Origin of the sequence: Xanthomonas massiliensis (genome assembly GCF_900018785.1) — a bacterium.
Taxonomy (GTDB): domain Bacteria; phylum Pseudomonadota; class Gammaproteobacteria; order Xanthomonadales; family Xanthomonadaceae; genus Xanthomonas_B; species Xanthomonas_B massiliensis.
In genome coordinates this window covers 1-24,470 of record NZ_FCOY01000003.1, presented here as the reverse complement: position 1 = coordinate 24,470, position 24,470 = coordinate 1, and the positions used below count along the sequence as shown (strand labels likewise).

The 24,470-nt window shown below is 71.4% G+C and carries 24 protein-coding genes; 8 read left to right on the top strand and 16 right to left on the bottom strand.

All coding sequences use genetic code 11. The features are described 5' to 3' along the window. Positions 1-72: 72 nt before the first annotated feature. Entirely contained in the window at positions 73-996 is a 924-nt protein-coding gene (locus BN3794_RS01295) for an IS110 family RNA-guided transposase (protein ID WP_066092200.1), read from the bottom strand. 224 nt (positions 997-1,220) lie between these two features. Between BN3794_RS01295 and BN3794_RS17015 the strand changes: the two genes are divergently transcribed. After that, positions 1,221-1,634 (top strand): DUF4279 domain-containing protein, encoded by a 414-nt coding sequence (locus tag BN3794_RS17015; RefSeq protein WP_078059509.1) that lies wholly within the window; start codon positions 1,221-1,223, stop codon positions 1,632-1,634. A 744-nt stretch (positions 1,635-2,378) separates the two neighbouring features. Then, a complete protein-coding gene (locus BN3794_RS15680; protein WP_236493134.1) occupies positions 2,379-2,876 on the top strand; it encodes an MAPEG family protein in 498 nt (165 codons plus the stop codon). 502 nt (positions 2,877-3,378) lie between these two features. Here the strand turns inward: BN3794_RS15680 and BN3794_RS01290 are convergent. Further along, the gene (locus BN3794_RS01290) at positions 3,379-4,626 is read right to left on the bottom strand and encodes a GGDEF domain-containing protein (protein ID WP_160330877.1); all 1,248 of its coding nucleotides are present in this window, start codon (positions 4,624-4,626) and stop codon (positions 3,379-3,381) included. Positions 4,627-4,843: 217 nt separating this feature from the next. Here BN3794_RS01290 and BN3794_RS01285 point away from each other — a divergent pair, with 217 nt between their 5' ends. After that, on the top strand, positions 4,844-7,723 hold the full coding sequence (locus BN3794_RS01285; RefSeq protein WP_066092195.1) for a M16 family metallopeptidase: 2,880 nt from the start codon (positions 4,844-4,846) through the stop codon (positions 7,721-7,723). Between the two features lie 260 nt (positions 7,724-7,983). On the opposite strand, the gene BN3794_RS16575 is transcribed toward BN3794_RS01285, so the two are convergent. From BN3794_RS16575 to BN3794_RS01255, 9 genes are read right to left on the bottom strand one after another with little or no spacing between them, the layout of a single operon-like run. Continuing rightward, complete coding sequence (locus BN3794_RS16575; RefSeq protein ID WP_160330876.1) at positions 7,984-8,133, bottom strand: putative PII-like signaling protein; 150 nt, start codon at positions 8,131-8,133, stop codon at positions 7,984-7,986. Between the two features lie 10 nt (positions 8,134-8,143). Further along, complete coding sequence (locus BN3794_RS16570) at positions 8,144-8,314, bottom strand: putative PII-like signaling protein (protein ID WP_160330875.1); 171 nt, start codon at positions 8,312-8,314, stop codon at positions 8,144-8,146. Positions 8,315-8,324: 10 nt separating this feature from the next. Next, positions 8,325-8,474, bottom strand: a complete 150-nt coding sequence (locus tag BN3794_RS16565) for a putative PII-like signaling protein (protein WP_160330874.1) — start codon at positions 8,472-8,474, stop codon at positions 8,325-8,327. 10 nt (positions 8,475-8,484) lie between these two features. Beyond that, on the bottom strand, positions 8,485-8,856 hold the full coding sequence (locus BN3794_RS01280) for a DUF190 domain-containing protein (protein ID WP_222705347.1): 372 nt from the start codon (positions 8,854-8,856) through the stop codon (positions 8,485-8,487). Continuing rightward, positions 8,853-9,581 carry an SDR family oxidoreductase gene (locus BN3794_RS01275; RefSeq protein WP_066092190.1) on the bottom strand — a complete coding sequence of 243 codons (729 nt, stop codon included), beginning with the start codon at positions 9,579-9,581 and terminating at the stop codon, positions 8,853-8,855. The genes BN3794_RS01280 and BN3794_RS01275 overlap by 4 nt, the downstream gene beginning before the upstream one ends. 10 nt (positions 9,582-9,591) lie before the next feature. Then, on the bottom strand, positions 9,592-10,035 hold the full coding sequence (locus BN3794_RS01270) for a GlcG/HbpS family heme-binding protein (protein WP_187128028.1): 444 nt from the start codon (positions 10,033-10,035) through the stop codon (positions 9,592-9,594). Between the two features lie 11 nt (positions 10,036-10,046). Further along, complete coding sequence (locus BN3794_RS01265; RefSeq protein WP_066092187.1) at positions 10,047-11,069, bottom strand: HlyD family secretion protein; 1,023 nt, start codon at positions 11,067-11,069, stop codon at positions 10,047-10,049. A 9-nt stretch (positions 11,070-11,078) separates the two neighbouring features. After that, on the bottom strand, positions 11,079-12,683 hold the full coding sequence (locus BN3794_RS01260) for an MFS transporter (RefSeq protein ID WP_066092184.1): 1,605 nt from the start codon (positions 12,681-12,683) through the stop codon (positions 11,079-11,081). Next, positions 12,680-14,167 (bottom strand): efflux transporter outer membrane subunit, encoded by a 1,488-nt coding sequence (locus tag BN3794_RS01255; protein WP_066092181.1) that lies wholly within the window; start codon positions 14,165-14,167, stop codon positions 12,680-12,682. The genes BN3794_RS01260 and BN3794_RS01255 overlap by 4 nt, the downstream gene beginning before the upstream one ends. Here BN3794_RS01255 and BN3794_RS01250 point away from each other — a divergent pair. Then, complete coding sequence (locus BN3794_RS01250; protein ID WP_425476681.1) at positions 14,123-14,989, top strand: TetR/AcrR family transcriptional regulator; 867 nt, start codon at positions 14,123-14,125, stop codon at positions 14,987-14,989. The genes BN3794_RS01255 and BN3794_RS01250 overlap by 45 nt on opposite strands. A gap of 104 nt (positions 14,990-15,093) precedes the next feature. Here the strand turns inward: BN3794_RS01250 and BN3794_RS01245 are convergent, their stop codons facing one another. The 3 genes from BN3794_RS01245 to BN3794_RS01235 are packed head-to-tail and all read right to left on the bottom strand — an operon-like array spanning position 15,094 to position 17,489. Beyond that, positions 15,094-16,299, bottom strand: a complete 1,206-nt coding sequence (locus BN3794_RS01245) for a siderophore-interacting protein (protein ID WP_066092179.1) — start codon at positions 16,297-16,299, stop codon at positions 15,094-15,096. 20 nt (positions 16,300-16,319) lie between these two features. Beyond that, positions 16,320-16,718, bottom strand: a complete 399-nt coding sequence (locus BN3794_RS01240; protein ID WP_066092176.1) for a hypothetical protein — start codon at positions 16,716-16,718, stop codon at positions 16,320-16,322. Positions 16,719-16,775: 57 nt separating this feature from the next. Beyond that, positions 16,776-17,489, bottom strand: coding sequence for a FadR/GntR family transcriptional regulator (locus tag BN3794_RS01235; RefSeq protein ID WP_066092174.1), 714 nt, complete (start codon positions 17,487-17,489; stop codon positions 16,776-16,778). Positions 17,490-17,954: 465 nt separating this feature from the next. Here BN3794_RS01235 and BN3794_RS01230 point away from each other — a divergent pair, with 465 nt between their 5' ends. Then, positions 17,955-19,541 (top strand): DUF1800 domain-containing protein, encoded by a 1,587-nt coding sequence (locus tag BN3794_RS01230; RefSeq protein WP_066092171.1) that lies wholly within the window; start codon positions 17,955-17,957, stop codon positions 19,539-19,541. 46 nt (positions 19,542-19,587) lie between these two features. After that, positions 19,588-20,790 (top strand): DUF1501 domain-containing protein, encoded by a 1,203-nt coding sequence (locus tag BN3794_RS01225; protein ID WP_066092205.1) that lies wholly within the window; start codon positions 19,588-19,590, stop codon positions 20,788-20,790. 52 nt (positions 20,791-20,842) lie between these two features. Here BN3794_RS01225 and BN3794_RS01220 read toward each other — a convergent pair whose 3' ends face one another. After that, positions 20,843-21,382: a GlcG/HbpS family heme-binding protein gene (locus BN3794_RS01220; RefSeq protein ID WP_066092169.1), complete on the bottom strand. Its 540-nt coding sequence runs from the start codon at positions 21,380-21,382 to the stop codon at positions 20,843-20,845. Between the two features lie 386 nt (positions 21,383-21,768). On the opposite strand from BN3794_RS01220, the gene BN3794_RS01215 reads away from it, so the two are divergent. Further along, positions 21,769-22,533 (top strand): glucose 1-dehydrogenase, encoded by a 765-nt coding sequence (locus BN3794_RS01215; protein ID WP_066092165.1) that lies wholly within the window; start codon positions 21,769-21,771, stop codon positions 22,531-22,533. A 569-nt stretch (positions 22,534-23,102) separates the two neighbouring features. Further along, positions 23,103-23,765: a hypothetical protein gene (locus tag BN3794_RS01210; RefSeq protein WP_236493129.1), complete on the top strand. Its 663-nt coding sequence runs from the start codon at positions 23,103-23,105 to the stop codon at positions 23,763-23,765. Positions 23,766-23,821: 56 nt separating this feature from the next. On the opposite strand, the gene BN3794_RS01205 is transcribed toward BN3794_RS01210, so the two are convergent. Continuing rightward, positions 23,822-24,280 (bottom strand): hypothetical protein, encoded by a 459-nt coding sequence (locus BN3794_RS01205; protein WP_066092162.1) that lies wholly within the window; start codon positions 24,278-24,280, stop codon positions 23,822-23,824. Positions 24,281-24,470 lie beyond the last annotated feature (190 nt).

Genomic DNA, 24,470 nt, shown 5'->3' with positions numbered 1-24,470 from the left:
GCCTAACAATTCATTCAAGCCGACGCCGCTTCGCGGCGCGGCTTAATTCAGCAACTGTCTTCCGACCAGCGGTCAGGCAGGCACTGCGGCTTCCCGCAGCAACTCATCGCGTCGCCGCGCATTGACGATCGTCAGCAGCTTGCGCATGCAGGCGACCAGCGCGACCTTGGCCAGCTTTCCGCGTGCGCGCAGTTGCCTGTAGTGCGCCTTCATCGTTTCGTCCCAGCGCACCGCCGACAGCGTGGCCATGTACAGGGCCACGCGCACCGGAGCCCGCCCACCACGGATCCGGCGTACACCACTGCTCTGGCCACTGTCTCGGTTCATCGGCGCCACGCCGACCAGGCGTGCGATCTGGCGGCGGGTCAACGCGCCCAGCTCCGGCAGCAGCGCCAGGCTGGTGGCCTGGAAGATCGGTCCAAGGCCCTTGCAGGAGCCCAGGGCCGGCGTTGCATGCGTGTCCAGCAGGACCTTCATTTGCTGGTCGATCGCCGCCAGCTCGCGGCGCAGGGCGGTCATGGTCTTCGCCGCCAGCGACCGGATCGGCCCCGGACACATCACCATCTGCTGGCGGTGGGCCTGCAGCGCCGTGACCACCTGGCCGCGTCGGCGCAGCCAGTCCCGAAGCTCGCGTTGCCAGGGCAACGGGGCGCGGTAGCGCTGCAGCCGGTCGGCGAACATGCTTGCCATCAGGCACAGCAGCCGGGCGTCGATGGCGTCGGTCTTGGCCACGTCCCCGGCGGCGCGTGCGAAGTTGCGGGCTTGGCGGGGATTGACCCGGGCCACCCACAGGCCGGCATCGCAGCAGACCTCCAGCAGGGGCTCTTCATAGCCACCGGTGGCCTCGACCATGATACGGGCCTGGTTCAGCCCCGCCAGCTGCCGGACCAGCTTGCGTATGCCTGCCGCGCTGTTGGCCACCCGCACCACCCTGGGCCGGCCCTCGATGGCCACGTCCAGGTTTGCCTTGCCCACATCGATGCCCACTGCCGTCATGCCCGTTCTCCGTTAGAGTTGGCCGGTCGAGAGCATCGCGCCCGAGCCCACGCTTATCAGTTCGAGGGAGACCTCGGTCAACTGTCCGGGCGCAGGGCGCGAGATCCGGCGTGCGGCCCCTGCTGAATTACGGTGCTGCTACACCGAGGCGTTATCGGGCGCGCACGCCGGGCTCTCGGCGCCTAAGCTAGGGGAAAATCAAGACATAAGGCGTTAGAACGCGAATGCAACTTTACTCGCACATTGTCGATCTGCGGATTTCGCATCCTATGCTTGATCCATCCCTGGTCACTCACACGCTAGGCTTGCAGCCTCAGCATGCTTGGCAAGCGGGTGATCCTCGGAAAACCCCAAAGGGTACTCTGCTTGCAGGTACTCGCACAACCGGCTACTGGGCTGCCAATCCATTCTCTTACGGGTGGCGCGAATCTACTGACGTACTAGTCGAGGATGCATTGGATGAGCTGATCACCTTCTTGGAACCACATCGAGATTTCCTCGTGGATCTCAGCAAGGGTGGCAATGTATGCATATGGGCAAGTACATCCAGCGACCGAAACTACACACTCGACCTTTCACCAGGCATGCTTATCCGCATTGCCTCGCTAGGCGCCAGTTTCATCCACGATGTGCATTAGAGCCTGACATTTCGTTCAAGGCGGACGAGTGTGCCTCAAGCATCAGGCAGTAGCGCTGCGCGTGCGGCGCGGCTTCCGTCTTGGGGAGCTCCTGAGCGCTTCGCCGGTCAGCTCCGGGACGCTGCTCTAACGTCACCAGCCACTGGATCGGCAGCCGCTTCGCCCTTTCGCTTCACCCCGCTGTGCCCATTGTCTTTAGGCTTCGGTCGCCTCTGGCTGCTAGTGCCACGGGCAAGCCCTAGTGCTGCCATCTGTGGCATGCTCAACCGGGCATTGCATTTACGTGTGAGTACCCGCTGACAGTTCATTCAAGCTGACACAGGTTCGCGGCGCGCCTTAGTTTAGGCGCTAGGCCTCAAGAAAAAGACCTCGAATGTCCGCAACACGAAAGCAAATACGGGAATTCGCCGTGTATGAGATTCTCCCCTTGCTGGCCAGTCACTTGGCAGTAAAAGCACTTCTCATCCATCCGAGCCGCGGCACATTTGACCTACGCCCCTCACAATCAGGCTGAACCCATGCTTCAGGACGACGGATTTGATGCTCAGCGTGCAGTTTGAGGTTCTGGGCGCCGTAGATCGACTACTAGCAACCAACTTCACCCATATGCTAACGAACATCAAATATCGGCCTAACAATTGATTCAAGCCGGCGCCGCTTCGCGGCGCAACTTATTCAGGCGTCAACTGCGGCGAGAGTACGTCAATGACTTTATCGAGAACACAGCGTGGAGTGGCCTTTGGCATGGCCTTCGGCCTCGGCACTACATTGATCAGTTGCGCCATCGCTGTTTGGGTTATCCCCCTGAACGATTCTCTTGGCGCCTTGGATTCCCGCCTTCAGATTCTTGTGTTATGCACTTTGCTTCCAGCACTTACCTTAGCAGTTGCTATTGGCCGCCTGGCTGCCCAACGTTTCCGTACGCCACAAGACATTAACGGCAGCGGACTTACCTCCGGCACCGAACAGGCCAAGGTTCTTCAGGCTCTGCTGCAAAACACGCTGGAGCAATTGGCACTGTCCCTGCCGGTCTATACCGCGTGGGCCGTGCTGGCTCCGCCACGTCTGATGACAGCCCTGCCCGTAGCCTCGCTACTGTTCTTGCTGGGCCGCGCACTCTTCTTCTGGGGATATCATCGCGGCGCGCCAAGCCGGTCGATCGGGTTTACCCTCACATTCTATCCAACTCTTCTGTTGCTGGCGGGGGCGCTCATCCTGGGTTTTCGTTCTATCGGCAGCTAAAAACTCATTCAAGCCGATACCGCGTCGCGGCGCGGCTCATTTCAGGCGTTAGGCTGCAACCGAATCCCATGAGCGGCCCTGGCCGGATGGTGTCTAGGCCGGCCGGAAAGTCTTCGGGCAACTTCCGGCAACCGATGGGCAAGATCCCTTCTGGATTCCGCGACCACTCGGCCTTCGATCATCGATTTCGGACCGACGTGCCGTCGCGGCCGAATGGCGTCGTGGGCGTGGATCGCGGTCTGGGGAACCGCCTGCACGACCGCGGCGCATACCGGCTGCACATCTTCGCCTTGTCCCCGCAAGTCCGCCGCTTCGCGCGCCGGGTACGCAACCTGCAGTCGCCACCGACAACAAGCCCGGCCATCCCCGTCACACGCGGAATCATTCGCTGCATGCCCGAGGGAGGGCCATCCCGGGCGAGCCGACCGGACGACATGGGCCGCCGGCATCGCTCCGCCCCACATGCCGGCCCGGATGTCCCCCCTGCCACACCTTGGCCGCGTCAGGCCGGCCGGTGCCGCCCGCGCGCCACGTCGGGCTCCAGCACCAGCAGGCTGCCGTCGGCCAGCACCGCGCGATTGCGGCCGGCCTGCTTGGCCGCATACATGCGCTGGTCGGCCAGCTCCACCAGGTCTTCCCAGCGCCGCGTCCGGTCGCTGCGGCGGTCGGCCAGGCCGACGGAGACGGTGATCGGGTCGCCATCCGGGCGCGTGCCGAAGCCGCCGCGCACCAGCCGCTGCAGGAAATCGCGCTGTGCCATGGCGGGCATGTCCGGCAGCACCGCCACGAACTCCTCCCCGCCCCAGCGCACCAGCACGTCGGCGCGGCGCAGCGCGCGCGCCAGGCACCGGGTCAGCGTGCGCAGTGCGCGATCGCCCTGCTCGTGCCCCCAGGTGTCGTTGATCCGCTTGAAGTGGTCCAGGTCGATGAAGGCGATGGCCAGGTCGCGGTCCTCGGCGCACGCCAGCCGCCACTGCCGGCCCAGCTCCTCCATGCCCGAGCGCCGGGTGCGGGCACCGGTCAGCGCGTCCAGCGAGGCGGTGCGCACCAGCGTCTCCACGTAGTGCAGCTGGCTCATGCCGGAGAAGGCGGCCACGCCGACCATCATCGCCATGAACCACAGCGTCGGCCCGTACGCGGCCAGCACGTGCACGTTGCCGGACACGTCGGCCCCGAACACCGCGATCGCCACGATCGGCACGGCGATCAGCACCGTCTCCAGCGCCGACAGCGGGAAGATCGCCAGCCCCGCCAGCGACAGCGTGGGCAGCAGCACGTAGATGTTCAGGACCAGGCGCTGGGTCTCGTCCAGCCCGGGCATGGCGTAGTCCACGAAGGACAGCGAGGCCAGGTAGAACAGCGGCGGCACCATCAGCATCGCCACCAGCAGCAGCAGCGCCTGCCGGTAGGGACGGTGCAGCGACGGCGGGTACGGCCATACCAGCGCCAGGAAGACCGCCGACGAGGCCAGGCGCAACGCCGCCAGGCGCAGGCCCAGGTGCAGGTCGAACACCAGCAGGTCCAGCAGCGCCCATGCCGGCACCAGCACCGCGAAGACCAGCGAAAGCAGCTGCACGCGCGCGGTGATCGCCGCGGCGATCTGCGGCCGGATCATCGCGTTGCGGCCCCACGGCACCAGCAATTGCAGCAACTGCCTGCCGGTGGCGTGCGAGGGCGCCAGCACGTCGCGGACGATATGTTCGCGCAGGCGCCTCCAGGACCCGTGCCCGGCCACCCCGCCCTCGCTCACCATCGTGCCACCGCCACCCTCACCGTCCGCCCTGGGGCGGCCTTGCCGGAACCGGGGCGCAATTCTAGGGGGTCGGCGCCGGCCGGGCTTCACCGGCGCCCACCGGTACGGAGGGACGCGATGTCGCAGCCGCGCGCCGGCCCCTGACCTTGGTCATTTGCGCACGCCCGGCCCCGCGGCATAGGCTCGCTCGACTCAAACCTACATGGAGCGTTACATGCTGCGTCCCTTGTCCCTGCTGGTCGCCGGCGTGCTCGGCCTCGGCACCGTCGCCTACCTGCCCGCGCTGGAGGCGGCCCCGGCATCGCTGGCCACGCGCCCGGCCGACGCTTCCCTGCCCGACATCGCCTATACCCGTTTCACCCTGCCCAACGGCCTGACGGTGGTGGTGCACGAGGACCACAAGGCGCCGGTGGTGGCGGTGGGCATCTGGTACCACGTCGGCTCGGCCGACGAACCGGCCGGCAAGACCGGCTTCGCCCACCTGTTCGAGCACCTGATGTTCTCCGGCTCGGAGAACCACAAGGGCACCTACTTCGCCCCGTTCGAGCAGGCCGGCGCCACCGACATGAACGGCACCACCTGGTTCGACCGCACCAACTATTTCGAGACCGTGCCGACCACCGCGCTGGACATGGCGCTGTGGATGGAGTCCGACCGCATGGGCCACCTGCTCGGCGCGATCGGCCAGAACGAGCTGGACACCCAGCGCGGCGTGGTCCAGAACGAGAAGCGCCAGGGCGAGAACCGCCCCTACGGGCGCGTGGACGAGAACATCCTGGCCAACATCTTCCCGGCCAACCATCCCTACCAGCACGACACCATCGGTTCGATGGCGGACCTGGACGCGGCCTCGCTGGACGACGTCAAGAACTGGTTCCGCGACTACTACGGCGCGGCCAACACCACCCTGGTGCTGGCCGGCGACATTACCCCGGCTCAGGCGCGGGCCAAGGCGCTGGAGTACTTCGGCGACATCCCCGCCGGCAAGCCGGTGCCGCGCCAGCAGCCGTGGATCACCCCGCTGGCGCAGCAGACCCGCGGCGTGCAGCACGACCACGTCGCCCAGCCGCGCATCTACCGCACCTGGGTGGCCCCGCAGCTGGGCACCGACGATGCGATCCAGCTCGACCTGGCCACCACCGTGCTCGGCGGCGGCAAGACCTCGCGCCTGTACCAGCGCCTGGTCTACCAGGACAAGCTGGCCGACGACGTGTCCGCCAGCATCCAGCCGTTCGCCCTGGCCAGCCAGCTGCAGATCCAGGCCGACGTGAAGCAGGGCGTGGACCCGGCCAAGGTCGAGGCCGCCATCGCCGACGAACTCGGCAAGTTCCTCGCCCAGGGCCCCACCGCCGACGAACTGCAGCGTGCGCAGGTCGCCTACCGTGCCGGCTTCGTGCGCGGCCTGGAGAAGGTCGGCGGCTTCAGCGGCAAGGGCGTGATCCTGGCCGAGGGCCAGGTCTACCGCGACGACCCGGGCGCGTACCGCAAGGACCTGGCGCGTGCCGCCGCGGCCACCCCGGCCAGCGTCAAGCAGGCCACCGACACCTGGTTCGGCAAGGGCGACTACCTGCTGACCGTGCTGCCGGCCGGCCCCGGCTTCGACCCGGCGGCCGAGGACAAGGCAGTGGTCGCGCTCGGCCCGGCGCCGGGCAAGCCGGCGCCGAAGCTGCCGGCCGCGCACACCTACACCGTCGCGCGCAGCGCGGTGGACCGCAGCCAGGGCGTGCCGCAGGTCGGCCAGTTCCCGGACCTGAGCTTCCCCGCCCTGCAGCGCGCCAAGCTGAAGAACGGCATCGAGGTGGTGCTGGCCGAGCGCCACACCATCCCGGTCACCCAGGTCGAGCTGCTGTTCGACTCGGGCTACGCCGCCGATGCCGGCCACAAGCTCGGCACCGCCGGCTTCACCGCGCAGTTGCTCAACGAGAGCACCACCTCGCTGGATTCGGTGCAGGTGGCCGAGCGCCGCCAGCGCCTGGGCGCGATCGTGCGCACCGGCTGCGACCTGGACGCGTGCAGCGCCTCGCTCAACGCCCTCAACGACGAACTGGCGCCCTCGCTGGCCCTGTTCGCTGACGTGGTGCGCAACCCCGCCTTCAACAGTGCCGACATCGAGCGCATCCGCGGCCAGTGGCTGGCCACCATCGCCCAGGAGAAGACCCAGCCGCAGGGCCTGGCGCTGCGCACGCTGCCGCCGCTGATCTACGGCAAGGGCCACGCCTACGGCATCCCGTTCACCGGCACCGGCACCGAGGCCTCGATCCAGAGCCTGCAGGCCGAGGACCTGAAGGGCTTCCAGCAGGCCTGGCTGCGCCCGGACAACGTGCGCATCCTGGTGGCCGGCGACACCACGCTGGAGCGCATCGTGCCGCAGCTCGATGCCGCCTTCGGCGACTGGCAGGCCCCGTCGGTGCCGGTGCCGCACAAGAACATCGCCGAGGTCGCCGCACAGCCGTCGCCGCGCGTGTTCCTGATCAACCGGCCCGATGCCCCGCAGTCGCTGATCCTGGCCGGCCTGCTGGCGCCGTCGACCAAGGCTCCGGACAACCTCGCCATCGGCGTGGCCAACGGCGCCTTCGGCGGCACCTTCACCTCGCGCCTGAACATGAACCTGCGCGAGGACAAGCGCTGGGCCTACGGCGCCTTCAGCTTCCTGGAGGATGCCCAGGGCCAGCGCCCGTTCCTGTTCTTCGCGCCGGTGCAGACCGACAAGACCGCCGAGTCGGCGGCCGAGGTGCTCAAGGAGGCCAGGGCCGTGGTCGGCGACAAGCCGCTGACCGCCGCGGAGGTGGACAAGATCAAGAACCAGCGCATCCGCGCCCTGCCCGGCAGCTTCGAGACCACCGGCGCGGTGCTGGGCGCAGTCGAGGGCATCGTCCAGTACGCGCGCCCGGACGACTACGTGCGCACGCTCAAGCCGCGCCTGGAGGCGATCTCCTCCGGGGACGCCGAGGCCGCGATCAAGGAGATCGTCAAGCCGCAGGCGATGACCTGGGTGATCGTCGGCGACCTCAAGCAGATCGAGGCACCGGTGCGCGCGCTCGAGCTCGGCCCGGTGCAGGTGCTCGACACCGACGGCAACCCGGTGAAGCAGTAAGCGCACCGTCGCCGGTTCCGCGCCTGCGGGCGCGGAACCGGCGGCAACGCGCGTGTCCCTCGTGGCCGGCGCCACGCCGGTACGGGGGCATTGGCGGCCGGGAATGCCCGGCCCGCCGCTGCCTGCGCGAGGGGGTGCCCGGGCGGCAGGATTCGATTCATCGACAAGGCCGCGCACGCTCCCGCTGCCTTCCGCTGGACCGCAACGCCGCGCTACTTCGCGCTCGTGCGCCGCGCGCCTCACGCCTCACGCCTCACGCCTCACGCCTTGCCGAGCGTGCCAAATTCCACCGCGAGCTTGGTGTAGAACACCACCACCTGCTCCTGCACCAGGTAGGCGAACAGGCGGTCGGCCTCCTCGGCGCCGACCACCAGCGTCACCTGCACTGGCTGGTCGGACAGGTCGAACACATCTCACATCTCACGCCTTGCGCCTTGCGCCTTGCGCCTTGCCGAGCTTGTCGAACTCCACCGCGAGCTTGGTGTAGAACACCACCATCTGCTCCTGCACCAGGTAGGCGAACAGGCGATCGGCCTCCTCGGCGCCGACCACCAACGTCACCTGCACCGGCTGGTCGGACAGGTCGAACACATCTCACACCTCACGCCTTGCCGAGCGTGCCAAATTCCACCGCGAGCTTGGTGTAGAACACCACCACCTGCTCCTGCACCAGGTAGGCGAACAGGCGATCGGCCTCCTCGGCGCCGACCACCAACGTCATCTGCACTGGCTGGTCGGACAGGTCGAACACATCTCACATCTCACGCCTTGCGCCTTGCGCCTTGCGCGTTGCCGAGCGTGTCGAACTCCACCGCGAGCTTGATGTAGAACACCACCACCTGCTCCTGCACCAGGTATGCGAACAGGCGGTCGGCCTCCTCGGCGCCGACCACCAGCGTCACCTGCACCGGCTGGTCGGACAGGTCGAACAGGTTGATCGCATGGGTCGTGCCGTCGTGGCCCAGGCCCTCGATCGCGCCGCTCAGCGTCGCGCCGCGGATGCCCAGGTGCCGCGCCGCCTCGACCAGCCACTGGGCCAGCGGCTGCCGGCCGTGGGTGCGGTCCTGCTGGGTGTAGAAGGTGATCTGGTAGCCGTGCATGGCGCTCTCCGAAAGGGGGCCGGGTGCGTTCATGCGCCGAGCATGATGCCGCCGTCCACCGCGAGGTGCTGGCCGGTGACGAAGCCGTTCTTCATCAGGAACAGGTAGGCCGTGGCCAGCTCGTCGATCGTGGCGGTGCGCCGCAGCGGGATGGTCTGCTCGAAATGCAGGCGCGTGGCCTCGACCTGCGCGTGCGGCACGTCGCGCCAGAACGGGGTGGGTGTCCAGGTCGGCGACACCGCGTTGACCCGCGCCCGCGGCGCCAGCTCCACCGCCAGGCCCTCGACCAGGGCATCGATGCCGAGATTGCCGACATAGCTGCCGCACGCGTCCTGGGCACGCCCGCCGGTGCCGGAGGTGAACACCAGGCTGCCGCCCTCGCGCAGCCGGGCCGCGGCGAGCTGGCCGATGCGCACGTTGGTGAAGAACTTGGATTCGATCACGTGGCGGATGGTCGCCAGGTCGTTGGCCAGGAAGCCGCCGCCGTTGACGTCGCCGATCATCGAGACCAGGTGGTCGAAGGCCGGCAGCCCCGCGAACAGCGCCTCGAGCGCGGCGTGGTCGTGGGCATCGGCCTGGCGGGTCTCCACCGCGGCGCCGCGCGTGGCGAGCCCGGCGCGGGCCGCTTCCAGGCGGCCGCCGTCGCGGCCGACCAGGACCAGCCGCGCGCCCTCGGCGGCGGCCAGCTGCGCCACCCGCAGGCCGATGCCGGAACTGCCGCCGATCACCACCAGGGTCTTGTCCTTCAGTTCGCTCATGATGCCGTCCTCAGGCGTGGGCCAGTGCCGCCGCCGCGACCGCGGCGACGTGCGAATCGTTGCCACCGTGGGCGCCGCTGATGCCGACGGCACCGACCACGCGGCCTGCGTCCACGAGCGGCACGCCGCCCTCCAGCGGCGTCGCGCCGGGCGTGGACAGGAAGCTGGGCCTGCCGCCGTTGACGAAATCCTCGAACGCCTTGGACGGTGCCTGCAGCAGCGCCGCGGTGCGCGCCTTGGCGATGGCCACCGCCGGGGTGATGCCGATGGCGGCATCGTGCTTCTCGAAGGCGACGAGTTCGCCTGCGGCATCGACCACGGCCACGGCGATCGCCCAGCCCTGGCGCGCCGCCTCGGCATTGGCGGCGGCGACGACGCGGCGTGCGCCGGCCAGCGCGACCACGGGCCGCACCAGGAGGGTGGCGGAATCGGTTGTTGCGGGGGAAGCGGACACGGAAATCCTCCTCACGGGGACGCGGCGGCGGCCGGCGCGGGAACGGCGGCGACGTCGATGGTGGGCCGCACCGACATGCCCACGCGCAGGCGGTGGATGGCGTCCTGCCCCGGCACCAGGCGGATGCGCACCGGCAGGCGCTGGACGATCTTGGTGAAGTTGCCGGTGGCGTTGTGCGGCGGCACCGGCGAGAAGCTTACGCCGCTGGCCGGGCCGAGGCTCTCGACCTGGCCCTTCAGGTGCACGCCGGGCAGCGCGTCCACGGCGATGTCCACCGGCTGGCCCACGCGCACCCGCGCCAGCTGGGTCTCGCGGTAATTGGCCTCCACGTAGACCGCATCCAGCGGCACCAGGGCAAGCAGCGGTTCGCCGACGCGGGCATAGCCGCCGACGCGGGCGCTGCGCTGGGCGACGACGCCCGACACTGGCGCGCTCACCCGGGCGTAGGACAGGTCCAGGTCGGCCGCGGCCTTGGCGGCGCGGGCCTTCTCCAGTTCCGCCTGCAGGATCGTGGTCTGCTGCTCGGCCGCGCGCACGCTCACCTGGTCGCGCGCCAGGGCGGCACGCTGCACCGCCCATTCGGTCTCGGCCTGCTGGTGCGCCTGCTCGGTGCCGGAGCCGTCGCGCGCCAGGTTGGCGAAGCGCCGGCGGTTGGCCTCGGCCAGGGCGAGGTTGGCGGCCGAGGCCTCGGCGGACGCGCGCGCCTGCGCGACGGCGCTGCCCTGGCGCTCGATCTGCGCCTGCAGGCTGGCGATGGCCGCCTGCGCGTTGGCCACGGCGATGCGCAGGGCGCGGTCGTCCAGTTCCACCAGAGGCGCGCCGGCGCGCACTTCCTGGTTGTCGGCCACCGCGACGCGGCTGATCACGCCGGCCACCTGCGGTGCCACCACTGTGGCATCGGCCTGCACGTAGGCATCGTCGGTGCCCTGGCGCGCGGCGCCGGACTCGGGCCGGTCGAGGATCAGCCAGGCGGCCGCCAGGACCGCGGCAATGACGATGCCGGCGATGACGCGGAAACGGGGGATCTTGGCCATGGGGGCTCTTTACGGGGAAGTGGGAACGGAGGGCGCGAGCGGCGGCGCGGCGGGGGCAGGCGCCGGCAGCGTCGTCTTCGGGGCGGGGATGTACTGCAGGGCCAGCACGAACGGGATCAGCGCCAGCGCCGCCACGGCGAACACGCGGTAGATGTCGGCGGCGGCCAGCACGCTGGCCTGCTCGGCGACGATGCCGGCCAGCGCGCCGGGCATGGCGTCCCCCGGCCATCGCGGCAGCAGGCGCCCGGCCTGGTCGAGCAGCATCTCGGCATGGAATTGCCCGCGCAGCGTGGTCAGCTCGCCGATCACCGCGCCGCCGCACACCGTGCCGAGCGCGCGCAGCGTGTTGACGATGCCGGACACGTACGCGCCCTCCATCGGCGCCACCACGCTGGTGGCCAGGAACAGCAGCGGCACCACCGCCAGCGGCTGGCCCACGGCCTGCAGCAGCTCGGCCCACAACAGCTGCCGCACCATCCATGCGTCGGTCAGGCCCGATGCCAGCCAGCAGGCCGCGGCGATGCACAGCAGGCCGAGCACGAACAGGTGGCGGGCATCGACCCAGCGCTGGTACAGCAGCAGCGCCACCGCCGGGCCGAGCACCAGCTGCGGCAGCCCGACGATGAGCCCGATCGCGGCCACCTGCTCCATGCGGAAGCCCTGCAGGTGGCCGAGCACCGTGGCCGGCAGGCCCACGGCGGTGGTCATCACCACCAGCAGGCAGAAGAAGATCGCGAAGCCCAGCCCCAGGTTGCGCCGCTCCAGCAGCTGCAGGCGCATGAACGGCGCCGGGTGGCGCCATTCGCTGGCCAGGAACACGGCGGTGAAGGCGCCGCCGACCAGCAGCGCGGCGGTCACCAGCGGCGAGTGCCACCAGTCCAGGCGCACGCCCTGGTTCAGGCCGACCACCAGCAACGCCAGGCCGGGCACGCCCAGCGCCATGCCGGGCCAGTTGGCCTGCCTGAGCCGCGGCAGCGCCATCGGCATCTTCGGGATGCCCCAGCCGACCAGCGCCATCGCCACCAGCCCCAGCGGGATCACGTGCCAGTAGACCCAGCGCCAGTCCTGCAGCCGGTCCACGCACAGCGCCGCCAGCCACAGCGCCACGTTCGGCGCGAAGGTCGCGGTCATCGCGTACAGCGCCAGCCCGTGCAGGCGGATCGGCGGCGGCAGGAAGCGCAGCGCCGACATCATCAGCATCGGGATCAGCGCGCCGGCGAACAGCCCCTGCGCGGCGCGCAGCGCCAGCAGCAGGCCGAGCCCGTGGACCAGCGGCAGCACCGCCGCCAGCGCCAGCGTCGCGCCCAGTGCCCAGCCGTGCGCGCGGCGCAGCGAGAAGGTCACCGCGAACCAGGTGGCGAACGGCATCGCCGCCAGTTCGCCGGCGTAATAGGCGGTATCGAGCCAGGAGGCGTCGTCCTGGGCGAAGCCGAGCGCGCCCTGCAGGTCGGCCAGCACCAGGCCGGGCACGCGGTTGTTGAGGCCGGCGACCATCGCCGCCAGCAGGATGCCGAGCAGGCCGAGCGCCAGGCGCGGGCCGAATACCGGCCCGGGCGCTGCACCCGGCCCCGGCGGCGCGGCAGGCGGGGCCGGCGTGCCCGCGGGCGTGCTCACGCGTGCGCCTGCGCCGCGGCGGGCACGGCCAGCGCGTCCGACCAGCCGCCGCCGAGGGCGCGGTACAGCGCCACCACCGACAGCGCCGACGCGGTGGCGCTGTCGTTGAGTTCGGACTGGCTGGCCAGCAGCGAACGCCGCGCCACCAGCACCGCGGTGAAGTCCGCGGTGCCCTCGCGGTAGGCGTGCTCGGCCACCTCCAGCGCGGTGCGGTTCTGCGCCAGGGCCAGCTGCAGCTGCGCGTGCCGCTTCAGTTCGCTGGCATAGGCGCCGAGCGCGTCGTCCACTTCGTGCCAGGCCCCCAGCACGGTGCGCTGGTAGTCGATCGCGGCCAGCGTGTGGCGCGCCTGGCTCAGCGCCAGGTTGCCGCGCAGGCGGCCGCCCTCGAAGATCGGCAGGTGCAGGGACGGGCCCAGCGAATACTGGCGCGAATCCCAGCTGCCCAGGTCGGACAGGTCGAAGGCCTGCACGCCCAGGCCGCCGGTCAGGCGGATGCGCGGATAGAAATCCGCCTCGGCCGCGCCGATGTCGGCCACCGCCGCGCGCAGCCGCGCCTCGGCCTGGCGGATGTCCGGGCGCTGCCGTGCCAGCTCGGACGGCACGCCGATCGGCAGCCGCGCCGGCGGCGCCGGCAACGGCGCCCCGGCCAGGCGCGCATCCAGCGCGCGCGGCGGCTGGCCGAGCAGCAGCGCCAATGCATTCATCAGCGTGTCGCGCTGGTGCCGCAGCTGTTCCTGGCGGGCCTGGATCCCGGCCAGGTCGGCCCGGGCGGAGGCCGCGTCGAAGCGCGTGGCCACCCCGTTGCGCTCGCGGCTCTCGGTCAGTCGCACCAGGTCCGCGGCGATCGCGCGGTTCTGCTCGAGGATCGCCTGCTGCGCCTGCACGCCGCGCAACAGCAGGTAGGTGCGGGCCACGTCGCCGGCCACCGAGACCCGCGCCGCGGCCAGGCCGTAGCCGCTCGCCTGCAGCCGCGCCTGCGCCGCTGCGTCGACCTGCTTCAGGTAGCCCCACAGGTCCAGCTCCCAGCCGGCCTGTACCCCGAGCGCCCAGGTGTCGGTGGCCTGGGTGGGCGCGCCCAGCAGCGCCAGCGGCGAGTTCTGGCTGAGGGCGCCGCGCGTGTAGCCGGCGTCCGCCGCCACCTGCGGCTTGCGCGCCGCACCGGCCAGGCCGAGCTGGGCGCGGCTCTCCTCGATGCGCGCGGCGGCCGCGCGCAGGTCGAAGTTGGCGCCGGCGGCATCGGCCTCGAGCGCGGCCAGGGCCGGATCGCCGAACAGCGTCCACCACTGCGCCGGTACCGGCGCGTCCTCGGCCAGCGCCGGCGCTTCGGCGAGCACGGCCGCGCGCGCCTGCAGCGCGGCGCTTGCCACCGGCACCCCGGGCATGTGCGGATCGGCGGTCGTGGCGCAGCCGGCGAGCAGCAGCGCCAGCACGGCCACGGCATGCGCGGCGCGCACCGGCGCGGCCCTGCGGGGAATGCGGTTCATGGAAGTCCTTGGGGGAGGACGGGCGGCCAGGACCGGCCCGAAAGTACCGATCGGTACTGTAGGGAGCGACGCAGCTTCCGTCAATCGACGCCGCGTGGAACGCGCCCGATCCAACCATGGAACGATGGGCTTCGTCGCGACAGGACCGTTCGGTATAGTCGGGGCTCCATGGATGCCGCCGAACCGCCCGCGATGTCCGGGCCCTGCCCCCCGGAGCGAAACGAGAAGGCCCTGCCGGTGCTGAGGGCGGCCACCGCCGTGTTCCTCCGCCATGGGTTCAGCGCCGCCACCACCGACATGATCCAGCGCACGGCGCGGGTATCGAAGGCGACCCTGTACGCCTGCTTCCCGACCAAGGAGGCGATGTTCGCGGCGGTGATCGAACGCCAGTGCGCCGCGATGGCCGACGCGATGCGGGCGATCCACACCGACCCCGGCGACATCCGCCGCACCCTGGCCGAGATCGGACAGGCCTACCTGAGCTTCATCCTCTCCCCGGACGGGCTGGCGCTGTATCGTGTCGTCACCGCCGAGGCGACGCGCTTCCCCGGGCTGGCGCGGCGCTTCTACCTGGCCGGCCCGCGGGTCACCGCCACCATGGTCGGCGAACGGCTGGTGGCCGCCTCGCAGGCCGGCGAGATCGACATCCGCTCGATCGGCACCGAGGCCGCGGCCGGCCTGTTCGTCAGCCTGCTGCGCGGCGAAGGGCAGATGGAGTGCCTGACCCACCCGGACGCCCGCCCCTCCGCCGCGCAGATCGACCACTGGGTGCAGCTCGCCGTGGAGACCTTCCTGCGCGCCTTCGGCACCGGGGCGTCCTGAGCCGCTTGTCGCCGCCAGGCCGGAGGCGGCCGGCACGGACAGGCAGCCCTGGGATCAGCCCGCTCGCGCGCAGCGCGCGCCCACGGCGCGCACCGCTCTTGCGCCTAGCCCGCCGCGGCGTCGCGGTGGTCGCGCACCCCAGGCTTCCAGTGGCCCACGCAGTGCGCGCCGATCCTGGCGCCGGGACGGGACGGCAGGACCCGGGCCAGGTGCTCGCGGGCGCGCTGCGCGGTGGTGGCGTCGGCGGCGATCCAGATCGCGCCGCGGCCGGCAGGCAGCGGGTGCCCGGCCAGCCGCGCCAGCAACGCGCCATCGCCCGGTTGCGAAGCGACGGTGGTGGCCATCGACACGTTGGCCCGGTGCGGCAGCGCGCATTCGTCCTCGCGTTCGGGCAGGGCCAGCAGCACCCTGATCGGCAGCCGCGCCGGCGCGGCCTCGACGATCGCGGCGATGGCCGGCAGCCCGGCGGCATCGCCGGCCAGCAGCAACCAGTCATGGCCGGGATCGATCGCGTAGCCGCCGCGCGGGCCGGCCAGCGCCAGCGCATCGCCCGCTTGCGCCCGCTCGGCCCAGCGCGACAGCGGGCCGTCGCCGCCGTGCAGCACGATGTCGATGTCCAGTTCGCCGGCAGCGGCACGGTGGCGACGCACGGTGTAGGCGCGGCCCACCGTGTCGCCCGGCGCAGCGCCGGGCACGGGAACGAACAGCTTGACCCACTGGCCCGGCTTGCGGATATCCAGCTCGCGCAGAGCCTCGCCGGCCAGGGTGAGGCGCCGCACGTGCGGGCTCAGCCGGCTCGTGCCGGCGACCCGCGCGGCAAGCCGGCGGTGGCCCGGGGCCGCGGCGAGGTCCACGCGCTCGTCCTCGAGCCGGCGCTGCCCCGCCAGGACGGAGCGGCGCGGGCCCAGCGACACGTCCGCGCGGCGCAACGCGCCGGCGCATGCGTCGAACGCCCCGGCCAGTGCGACCGCCGGGCCGGGGCCACCCGCGGCGGCCGGCCCGCGGCGCAGGGCGCGCTGCAGCGCGGCGACGACGCCCAGTTCGTCCGCCGACACGAACGGCGAGTCCGGCCCGTGCAACGCGATCGCGGGTGCGGCGTGGGCCAGCAGGCGGCTCAGCCGGGCGAAGGCCCACACGTCTTCCGCCGCGATCCCCAGGGCAAGCAGGGCGCGCGCGCCCTGCTCGCTGGCCTCGCTGCCGCCGGCCAGGTTGCGCAGGGCCCGGACCAGGCGCTGCTCCAGGCGGGTGCAGTGGCCGTGCAGGGTCAACAGGCGCGGGCCGGAGCCGCGGCCGCGCCGGCGTTCGTCCATCGGTGCGTCCACGTCCCGGCTCAGGCGCCGGCGGCCAGGTAGGCACGGGCCAGCGCCCCGGCCTCGGCATCGTCCGCCGCCACCGCCTGGCGGACGCCGAACGCCTTGCCGAGCCCGTCGATCCGCGCCCGGAATGCCTCGCGCTCGAGCGCATCGGGCTCCACGCTCACCAGGGCCAGGCACAGCACGGACAGGGCGTCGCGGTGCTGCCTGAGCCAGAGCCCGCGCTGCTTGCGGTCCTCGTGGGTTTCCTCGTGCGTGCCGGCCGGATAGAGCACCACGAACCGCTCGCCGGCGGCGAGCAGGCGGTCCATGTCCTCGATCCACTGCGCGGCATAGCCCGGCGCCATCGCCTCGGCACGGAAACGGACCAGGGGAAACGCGCCGGCATCGTGGACGGACAGGGAAGCAACGGACATGGCCAACTCCTGCAACAGGCGGGGAATGGAAAGGCGGGAAGGAAGACGGGCGGCGCGTCAGTGCTCGCCGGCACCGTCGGGGCCGAGCAGGTCCACCAGCGGTGCCAGCATGGCGCGGGCGCTGGCGGCGGCGCGGTCCTCGTCGCGGCTGGCGATGGCCTCGACCAGGGCGGCATGGGCCGCCAGGTCCGGCTCGGGCAGGTCGCCGACGGCCAGGATGGCGCGGTTGTGGCTGCGCACCGCGGCGGTGAAATGACGGTAGAGCGCCTGCAGCGCATCGTTGTGCGCGGCGTCGGCGACGGCCTGGTGGAAGGCGCCGTCGCGATCCAGGAACGCCTCCAGGTCGGCCGCCGGGGCATCGGCCGGGTGCCGGTATTCGCCACGGTGCGCCAGGGCGGCGCGCAGCCGGGCGATGTCCTGTGCCGTGGCGCGCCGGGCGGCGCAGCGCGCGGCTTCCGCCTCCAGCATGCGCTGCATCTCCAGGTGGTCGCGCAGGCTGGCGCGCGACAGCCCGCGCATGGTCTCGGCGGGGTCGGCGGCGCTGCGCACGTAGGTGCCGTCGCCCTGGCGGACCTCGAGCATCTGCGCATGGGACAGCACGCGCACCGCTTCGCGCACGGTGTTGCGGCCGACGCCGAAGTGCCCGGCGAGCTCGGCTTCCGGCGGGAGGCGCTCGCCGACCGGCCATTGCCGGCTGGCGATGCGCTCGCGGATGGCGGCGATCGTCGCTTCCACCAGGGAACGGCGCTCGACGAGAGGGGAAACGGGCATGGGTCGACCTTCGTTAATTCAACCTATCATCCCATGTTTTGCGGATCGATGCCGGTATCCGTGACGGCAGGGCGGGGACGCCGCCCCTTCCGTCTGCAGCCAGGCACGCGGGTCCAGCCCTGGCACATGGGCCCGCCCATCGCCTGCGCTCGGCCGGCGCAAGGTCCGCTTCTTCACCCCGAGGCCGCCGATGACGCAATCGATGCTGATCGCCGCCCTCGCCGCCCCGACGACGCGCAGACCCTGGGCTGCGCCGGCGGCGGCACGCCGGCCGGATCGGCCTGTCCCGCACCATGGCCGACCTGCCCGGCAACGCCTGGGCCCGCACCCGGGCCGAAGCGGCCCGAACATGAACCGACGACGACACGGATCGCCATTCCGACAGACGCTTAACGTCGTCGGCCGGCACCTGCCGATACTCGGACGGGTTGCGGCTGCGGCCGCGCGGCATCGGATCGTCCCGGCATGCGCGAACGACCCTGCATACCTGCCCGCCACGGACGGCGGCCCCGCGCCGGCTGGCGGCCCTGCCTGGCGGCGATCGTGCTGCTTGCCGTCCAGCAGGCCACGGCCATCGCCGCACCCGCCGGTCCCGATGCCGATGCCCTGCGCTGGCTGCAGCGCGCGGACTTCGGCCTGGACAGTGCCAGCGTCGATGCCTGGCAACAGGCGGGCCCGCGGCGCTACCTGCGCGAGCAGCTGCAGGCGCCGGCCGGCGACGATGCGCTGCCGCCGCCGATCCGCGAGCAGCTGCAGGCCATGCCCGCCCTGCACACGCCGGTGCAGGCCGTGCTGGCGCAGCAGGCCGAGCGCGCCCGGCAGCTGAAGGCGATGCCCGACGGCGACGACAAGGTGGCCGCGCGCAAGGCCGAGCAGGCCGCCGCCGCGCAATGGGCGCAGCAGGTGCGCCAGGCCCAGCTGCTGCGCTCGGTCTACGGTGCCGACCAGGTGCGCGAACAGCTGGTGTGGTTCTGGCTCAACCATTTCAGCGTCTATGCCGACAAGGGCCGGCTGCGCTGGACCCTGGCCGACTACGTCGACAACGCGATCCGCCCGCACGCGCTGGGCAAGTTCTCCGACCTGGTGCTGGCCACGCTCAAGAGCCCGGCCATGCTCGAATACCTGGACAACGCCCAGAACGCCAAGGGCAAGATCAACGAGAACTACGCGCGCGAGCTGATGGAGCTGCACACCCTGGGCGTGGATGCCGGCTACACCCAGCAGGACGTGCAGCAGCTGGCGCGGATCCTGACCGGCGCCGGGATCGCCCCGCCCGGGCGCGACGGCCCGCCGAAGCTGGCGCCGGCACTGCGCGGCCAATACCTGCGCGAGGGCGCCTTCGAATTCGACCCGGCGCGCCACGAGCCCGGCGACAAGACCCTGCTCGGCCAGCGCATCGCCGGCGGCGGCTTCGACGAGATCGAGCGCGCCGTGGTCCTGATCACCCGCCAGCCGGCCTGCGCCACGTTCGTCTCCCGCCAGCTGGCGCGCTACTTCGTCGCCGACGAGCCGCCGCCGGCGCTGGTCGCGCGCATGGCCGCCACCTTCCGCCGCAGCGACGGCGACATCGCCGAGGTGATGCGCACGATGCTGCTCGCGCGCGAGTTCGCCGACGCCTCGCAACGCAAGTTCAAGGATCCGTACCGCTTCCTGGTCTCGGCGATGCGCCTGTCCTACGACGGCCAGGCCATCGCCAACGCCGCGCCGCTGGTGGACTGGCTGGCGCAGATGGGCGAACCGCTGTTCGGCCGCATCACCCCGGACGGCTGGCCGCTGGATTCCAGCGCCTGGAACAGTTCCGGGCAGATGGCCAAGCGCTTCGAGATCGCGCGCGCCATCGGCAGCGGCGATGCGCGCCTGTTCGCAGCGCCGGCCGGCGACGGCAAGGCCGCCGCGGCAGCCGGCGGCTTCGCGCGGCCGGCCTCCGCGCTGTACTACCGCGCCATCGAACCCGGGCTGTCGGCCACCACCCGCGACGCCCTGGCCAAGGCGCGCTCGCAGCAGGAATGGAACGCCTTCCTGCTGGCCTCGCCGGACTTCAACTACCGCTGAAGCCCCGACCGTGCACGGACGCCTCTTCCCCCAAGAGGACATGCTGATGAAACGACGTCATTTCCTGATCGGTACCACCGCCGCGCTCGCCGCCGGCGCGGGCGCCATGAGCTGGTCCGGGCGCCTGTTCGCCGCATCCGCCGACGGCCCGCGCCTGCTGGTGGTGTTCCTGCGAGGCGGCTACGACTGCAACAACCTGCTGGTGCCCTACGCCAGCGATTTCTACTACGAAGCCCGGCCGACCCTGGCGATCGCGCGCCCGGCCGCGGGCGATGCAGCCAGCGCGATCGACCTGGACGGGCACTGGGGCCTGGCCCCGGGGGTGCGCGACAGCCTGCTGCCGCTGTGGCAGCGCCAGCAACTCGCGTTCGTGCCGTTCGCCGGCACCGACGACCTCTCGCGCAGCCACTTCGAGACCCAGGACGACATCGAGTCCGGCCAGGCCTCCGGGCCGGCGCACGACTACCGCTCCGGCTTCCTCGCGCGCCTGTCGGCCGAGCTGACCGGAGTGCCGGCCATCGCCTTCACCGACTCGCTGCCGCTGAGCTTCCAGGGCGGCCACGACATCCCCAACCTGTCCCTGCGCGGCAACCCCAAGGCGTCCTTCGACACGCGCCAGTCCGGGATCCTGGCGCAGATGTACCAGGGCACGCCGCTGGCCAGCGCCGCGCACGACGGCCTGCAACTGCGCCAGCAGGTCTCCGCGGAACTGCAGGAGGAAATGATGCGCGCCAGCCGCGGCGCCGCCAGCGCCGGCAGCTTCGCCGAGACCACCCGGCGCATGGCGACGATGATGCGCGAGCGCTACCGGCTCGGCTTCGTCGACGTCGGCGGCTGGGACACCCACGTCGGCCAGGGCAGCAGCGACGGTCCGCTCGCCAACAACCTCAAGAACCTCGGCCAGGGCCTGGCCGCCTATGCCGACGCGCTCGGCCCGGCCTGGCACGACACCGTGGTGGTGGTGCTCTCCGAGTTCGGCCGCACCTTCCGCGAGAACGGCGACAAGGGCACCGACCACGGCCACGGCACCGTCTACTGGGTGCTGGGCGGGCGCGTGCGCGGCGGCCGCATCGCCGGCGAGCAGGTGGACGTGGCCCAGGCCAGGCTGCTGCAGGACCGCGACTACCCCGTGCTCAACAACTACCGCTCGTTGCTGGGCGGGCTGGCATCGCGGCTGTGGGGCCTGGACGCCGCGCGCCTGGGACGCGTGTTCCCGGGCGCCCGCCCCGCCGACCTGCAGCTGGTCTGAGGCCGGACGCCGGACACCGCCCCGGCGCGTCCGCCGGGACACGCCGCCGCGCTCAGCGGAACGTGTCCTTGTACTTGTCCACCGCCGCCTGGGCGCAGGCCTCGTCCTTGTCCCCGCCGGAGGCGCCGGACACGCCGATGCCGCCCAGCACGGTGCGGTCGGCCGTGCGCAGGGTCACCCCGCCGGCGATGAAGATCACCTGCGGCACGGTGGCCAGCGAGCCGTCGGCCGGGCCGGTCAGCTTGGCCGCCACCAGCGCGCTGGTGGAATCCTTGTCGAAGGCCATGCCGTACGAATACGCGGTATAGGCCTTGCGGTAGGACACCGACAGCGACTGCAACGGCGCCTGGTCGCCCTTGATCACCGCCTGCTGCTCGCCGGAGGTGTCCACCACCGTGGCGGTCACCGAGAAGCCCCGCGCCGCGCACACGCGCACCGCCTCGGCCGCCAGCGCCTGCGCGGTCTGCCAGTCGAGCTTGGGCGTGAGCACCACGTGGCTGGGCGCGGCGCGCCCGGGGACGGGCAACGCCGTCGTCGCCAGGACCGCCGCCGCGCCGGCGGCCATGTACAGGGAACGCAGATGAAGGGCCATGGACGGCCTCCTTTCGCAATGGGAACGCCGTCCATGCTGGTCCGCGGCACGTAACGATCCGGCGAAAGCCGGCCCGCATGCGAGCCGTTCCGCACGCGGCGCCTGCCGCGGCATGCCCGCGGCGGTGCCGTGCTTCGCCGCCTGCCGTGCCGCGGCCCCGGGCTGCAGTCCCTCGGCCACCCGCGCGCAAGGCCGCCGGGCGCATATGCCCCCGGCGCCCCGCCGCGATCCGGCACCTGAACCGGCGCGGTCACGTCCACGCGGGCCGCGTGCCCGCGGCGGCGTCGCTGCGCTGGATCAAGGAAACGGCCATGAGCGCGTGCTAAGACGGCAATGCTGGGTATTCCAGCGATGTGTTTCCACGCAACCACAGACGGGAGAAGGTCATGGGACGTGTAACCGGAAAGGTCGCCCTGGTCACGGGCTCGGCCCTGGGCATCGGCAAGGCCACGGCGGAACTGCTGGCCAGCGAAGGCGCCAAGGTGGTGGTATCCGATCTCAAGGTCGAGGCCGGCCAGGCGGTGGCCAAGGGCATCGTGGACCGCGGTGGCCAAGCCATCTTCGTGCAGCAAGACGCCACCGAGGAAGCGCAGTGGGAGCAGGTCGTCGCCGCCGCGTTCGAGGCATTCGGCCAGCTCAACATCGTGGTCAACAACGCCGGCATCGCACTGAGCAAGAACGTGGAGGACACCACGCTGGCCGACTGGCGCAAGGTGCAGGCGATCAACCTGGACGCCGTGTTCCTCGGCACCCGCTACGGCATCGAGGCGCTCAAGCGCAGCGGCGGCGGCTCGATCGTCAACCTGTCCTCGATCGAGGGCCTGATCGGCGATCCCGACCTGGCCGCCTACAACGCCAGCAAGGGCGGCGTGCGCATCTTCACCAAGTCCGCCGCCCTGCATTGCGCCAAGGCCGGCTACGGCATCCGCGTCAACTCGGTGCACCCGGGCTACATCTGGACGCCCATGGTCCAGGGCCTGGCCGATAACGAGCAGAGCCAGGCGTACAAGCACCTGGTCAGCCTGCATCCGATCGGCCACCTGGGCGATCCGGCCGACATCGCCTACGGCATCCTCTATCTCGCCTCGGACGAATCCAAGTTCGTGACCGGCAGCGAGCTGGTCATCGACGGCGGCTACACCGCGCAGTGAGGCAAGGCAGGCGAGGGCCCGGTGCCCGGGCGGGTACGGGCATGGGTCCTCGGCGGCACGCCACATGGCGTGCCGGGTTCCCGCGTCGTGTCCGCGCCGCTGCAACCACGCGAATACGCACGCAGGCACGCAGGCACGCAGGCACGCAGGCAAAGACGTTACCCGCCGCCCGCGACATGCGGAACGGCACGGTCCACGCGCATGGATCGCGTCCCGCCGGCATCCACCGCAGGTGCCGGGCGGGATTGCCGCCCAGCCGGCCAATGCACCTTGACCGTCCCGCGGACCGCCGGGATGCGAGCCCGCCGACAGGACCGCCACGGACGACGGCATGCCCGGCCGGCCAATGCCGCATTCCTTCGATCCCGTTCCTCTGCCACGGGACCCGCGCGATATCCCCGCGACGCACGGATCCGGCGCCGCGCTTATCCCTCGCACCGCGGCGGAGCAGAATGCGACCTGTTCTCCCCAGCGAAAGGCGCCCGATGCAAGCACGGAAGGACCTGGCAACCGATGTCCCCGCCCCACCGGACCGCGTGGCGGCCATCCCGGCGGAATGCGCCCTGCCGGTGCTGACGTTTCCCGCCCTGAACCGGGTACTGGACGGCTACGCCGAAGCGATGGAGAAGGACAACGCGGCCGGCCCCTGGGAACGCGGCGCGCTGGTCACCGCCGTGGCCGGTGCCGGCGTCGGCCTGGTGATGGGAAGCCTGTTGGGCGGGCGCCCCGGCGTATGGATCGCCCTCGCCGGCCTGTGCGCGGAAATCGGCGGATTCGCGCTCATGGCCGTCCTGTGGCTGCGGCGGGAAGGACGCGAGTTCCGCCATCCGCGCGCCTTCCATGCCGAGGAACTGGAACGCAGTTTCGTCCTCTACCGGCAATTGGTGGGCCAGCTGCGGAGCTTCCCGCTGGAACCGCGCGCCGAGCGGCTGCGCTTCATCCAGGACCGCCGCGCCGTCATGTACGAGCGGCTCGGCCTGTTCACCGGCGGCATGGAACGCCTCGGCGTGTTGCCGGTCCTGCTGGCCCTGTACCTGCAGTTCAAGGACTGGCGGTGGCGCGACTGGGCGGCCTTCTCGCAGATCAACCTGGTGCAGGGCCTGCTGGTGTGGGCCCTGTTGCTCGCCTATGCCGCATCGTGGTTCCTGATCCACCTGCGCACCCGCGTGCAGGCCTACGAGCTGCTGCTGGCAGAAGCGAACCGGCAGGACCCGCCCGCAAGCCGCACGTGAGGGATACCGGGAGCGGAGCCATCACGCCGATCGCTCCGCCCCCCGGCCGAGCTACTTCAGCCCTGCGGCGCCGGCATGGCCACGCCGGGCACCTGGTTGCCGCGCGAATACATGCACTGCGCATAGGCGTTGTCGTACGCCTGCTGGATGCCGTACTGCGAACTGCCGGGACCGGCGCTGCCGTTGCTGGCGCCGATCGCACCGCCGGTCACCGCGCCCATCGCCACCAGGCCGTTGTCGTGGTGCGGCCCCGGGCCGCTGCCCAGGGCGGCGCCCACGGCGGCACCCAGCACCGTGCCCAGCACGGCCGAGCTGGCGGCGCGGTTGTTGGCCTGGTCGGTCATGCCCCTGACCGAGTTGGCGGCGTACTGGCGGCAGGTCGCATCGTCGGCCTGGAACGCCTGGAACGGCTGGTTGGGCGCCGGCATCACCCGCACGGTGGGTACCATCGGGGTGGTGGCGCAGCCGGCCAGCGCCAGCACCATGCCGCAGGCACCCCATACTCGAATGTTCATGTCTCGTGTCTTCTTGGAGAAGGGCTCAGGGAATCGGTTGCCTGACGAAGTCCGTCGGGCAGGCCTGGACCTCGGGGTAGTACCCCTGGCCCGGGCAGAAATAGCGGAAGCGCGGCGGCGGGGCGACCGGGGTGGCGGGCTCGGGCGGCGCATAGGTCATCGCCGGCGCCGGCGGGGCGTAGGTCACCAC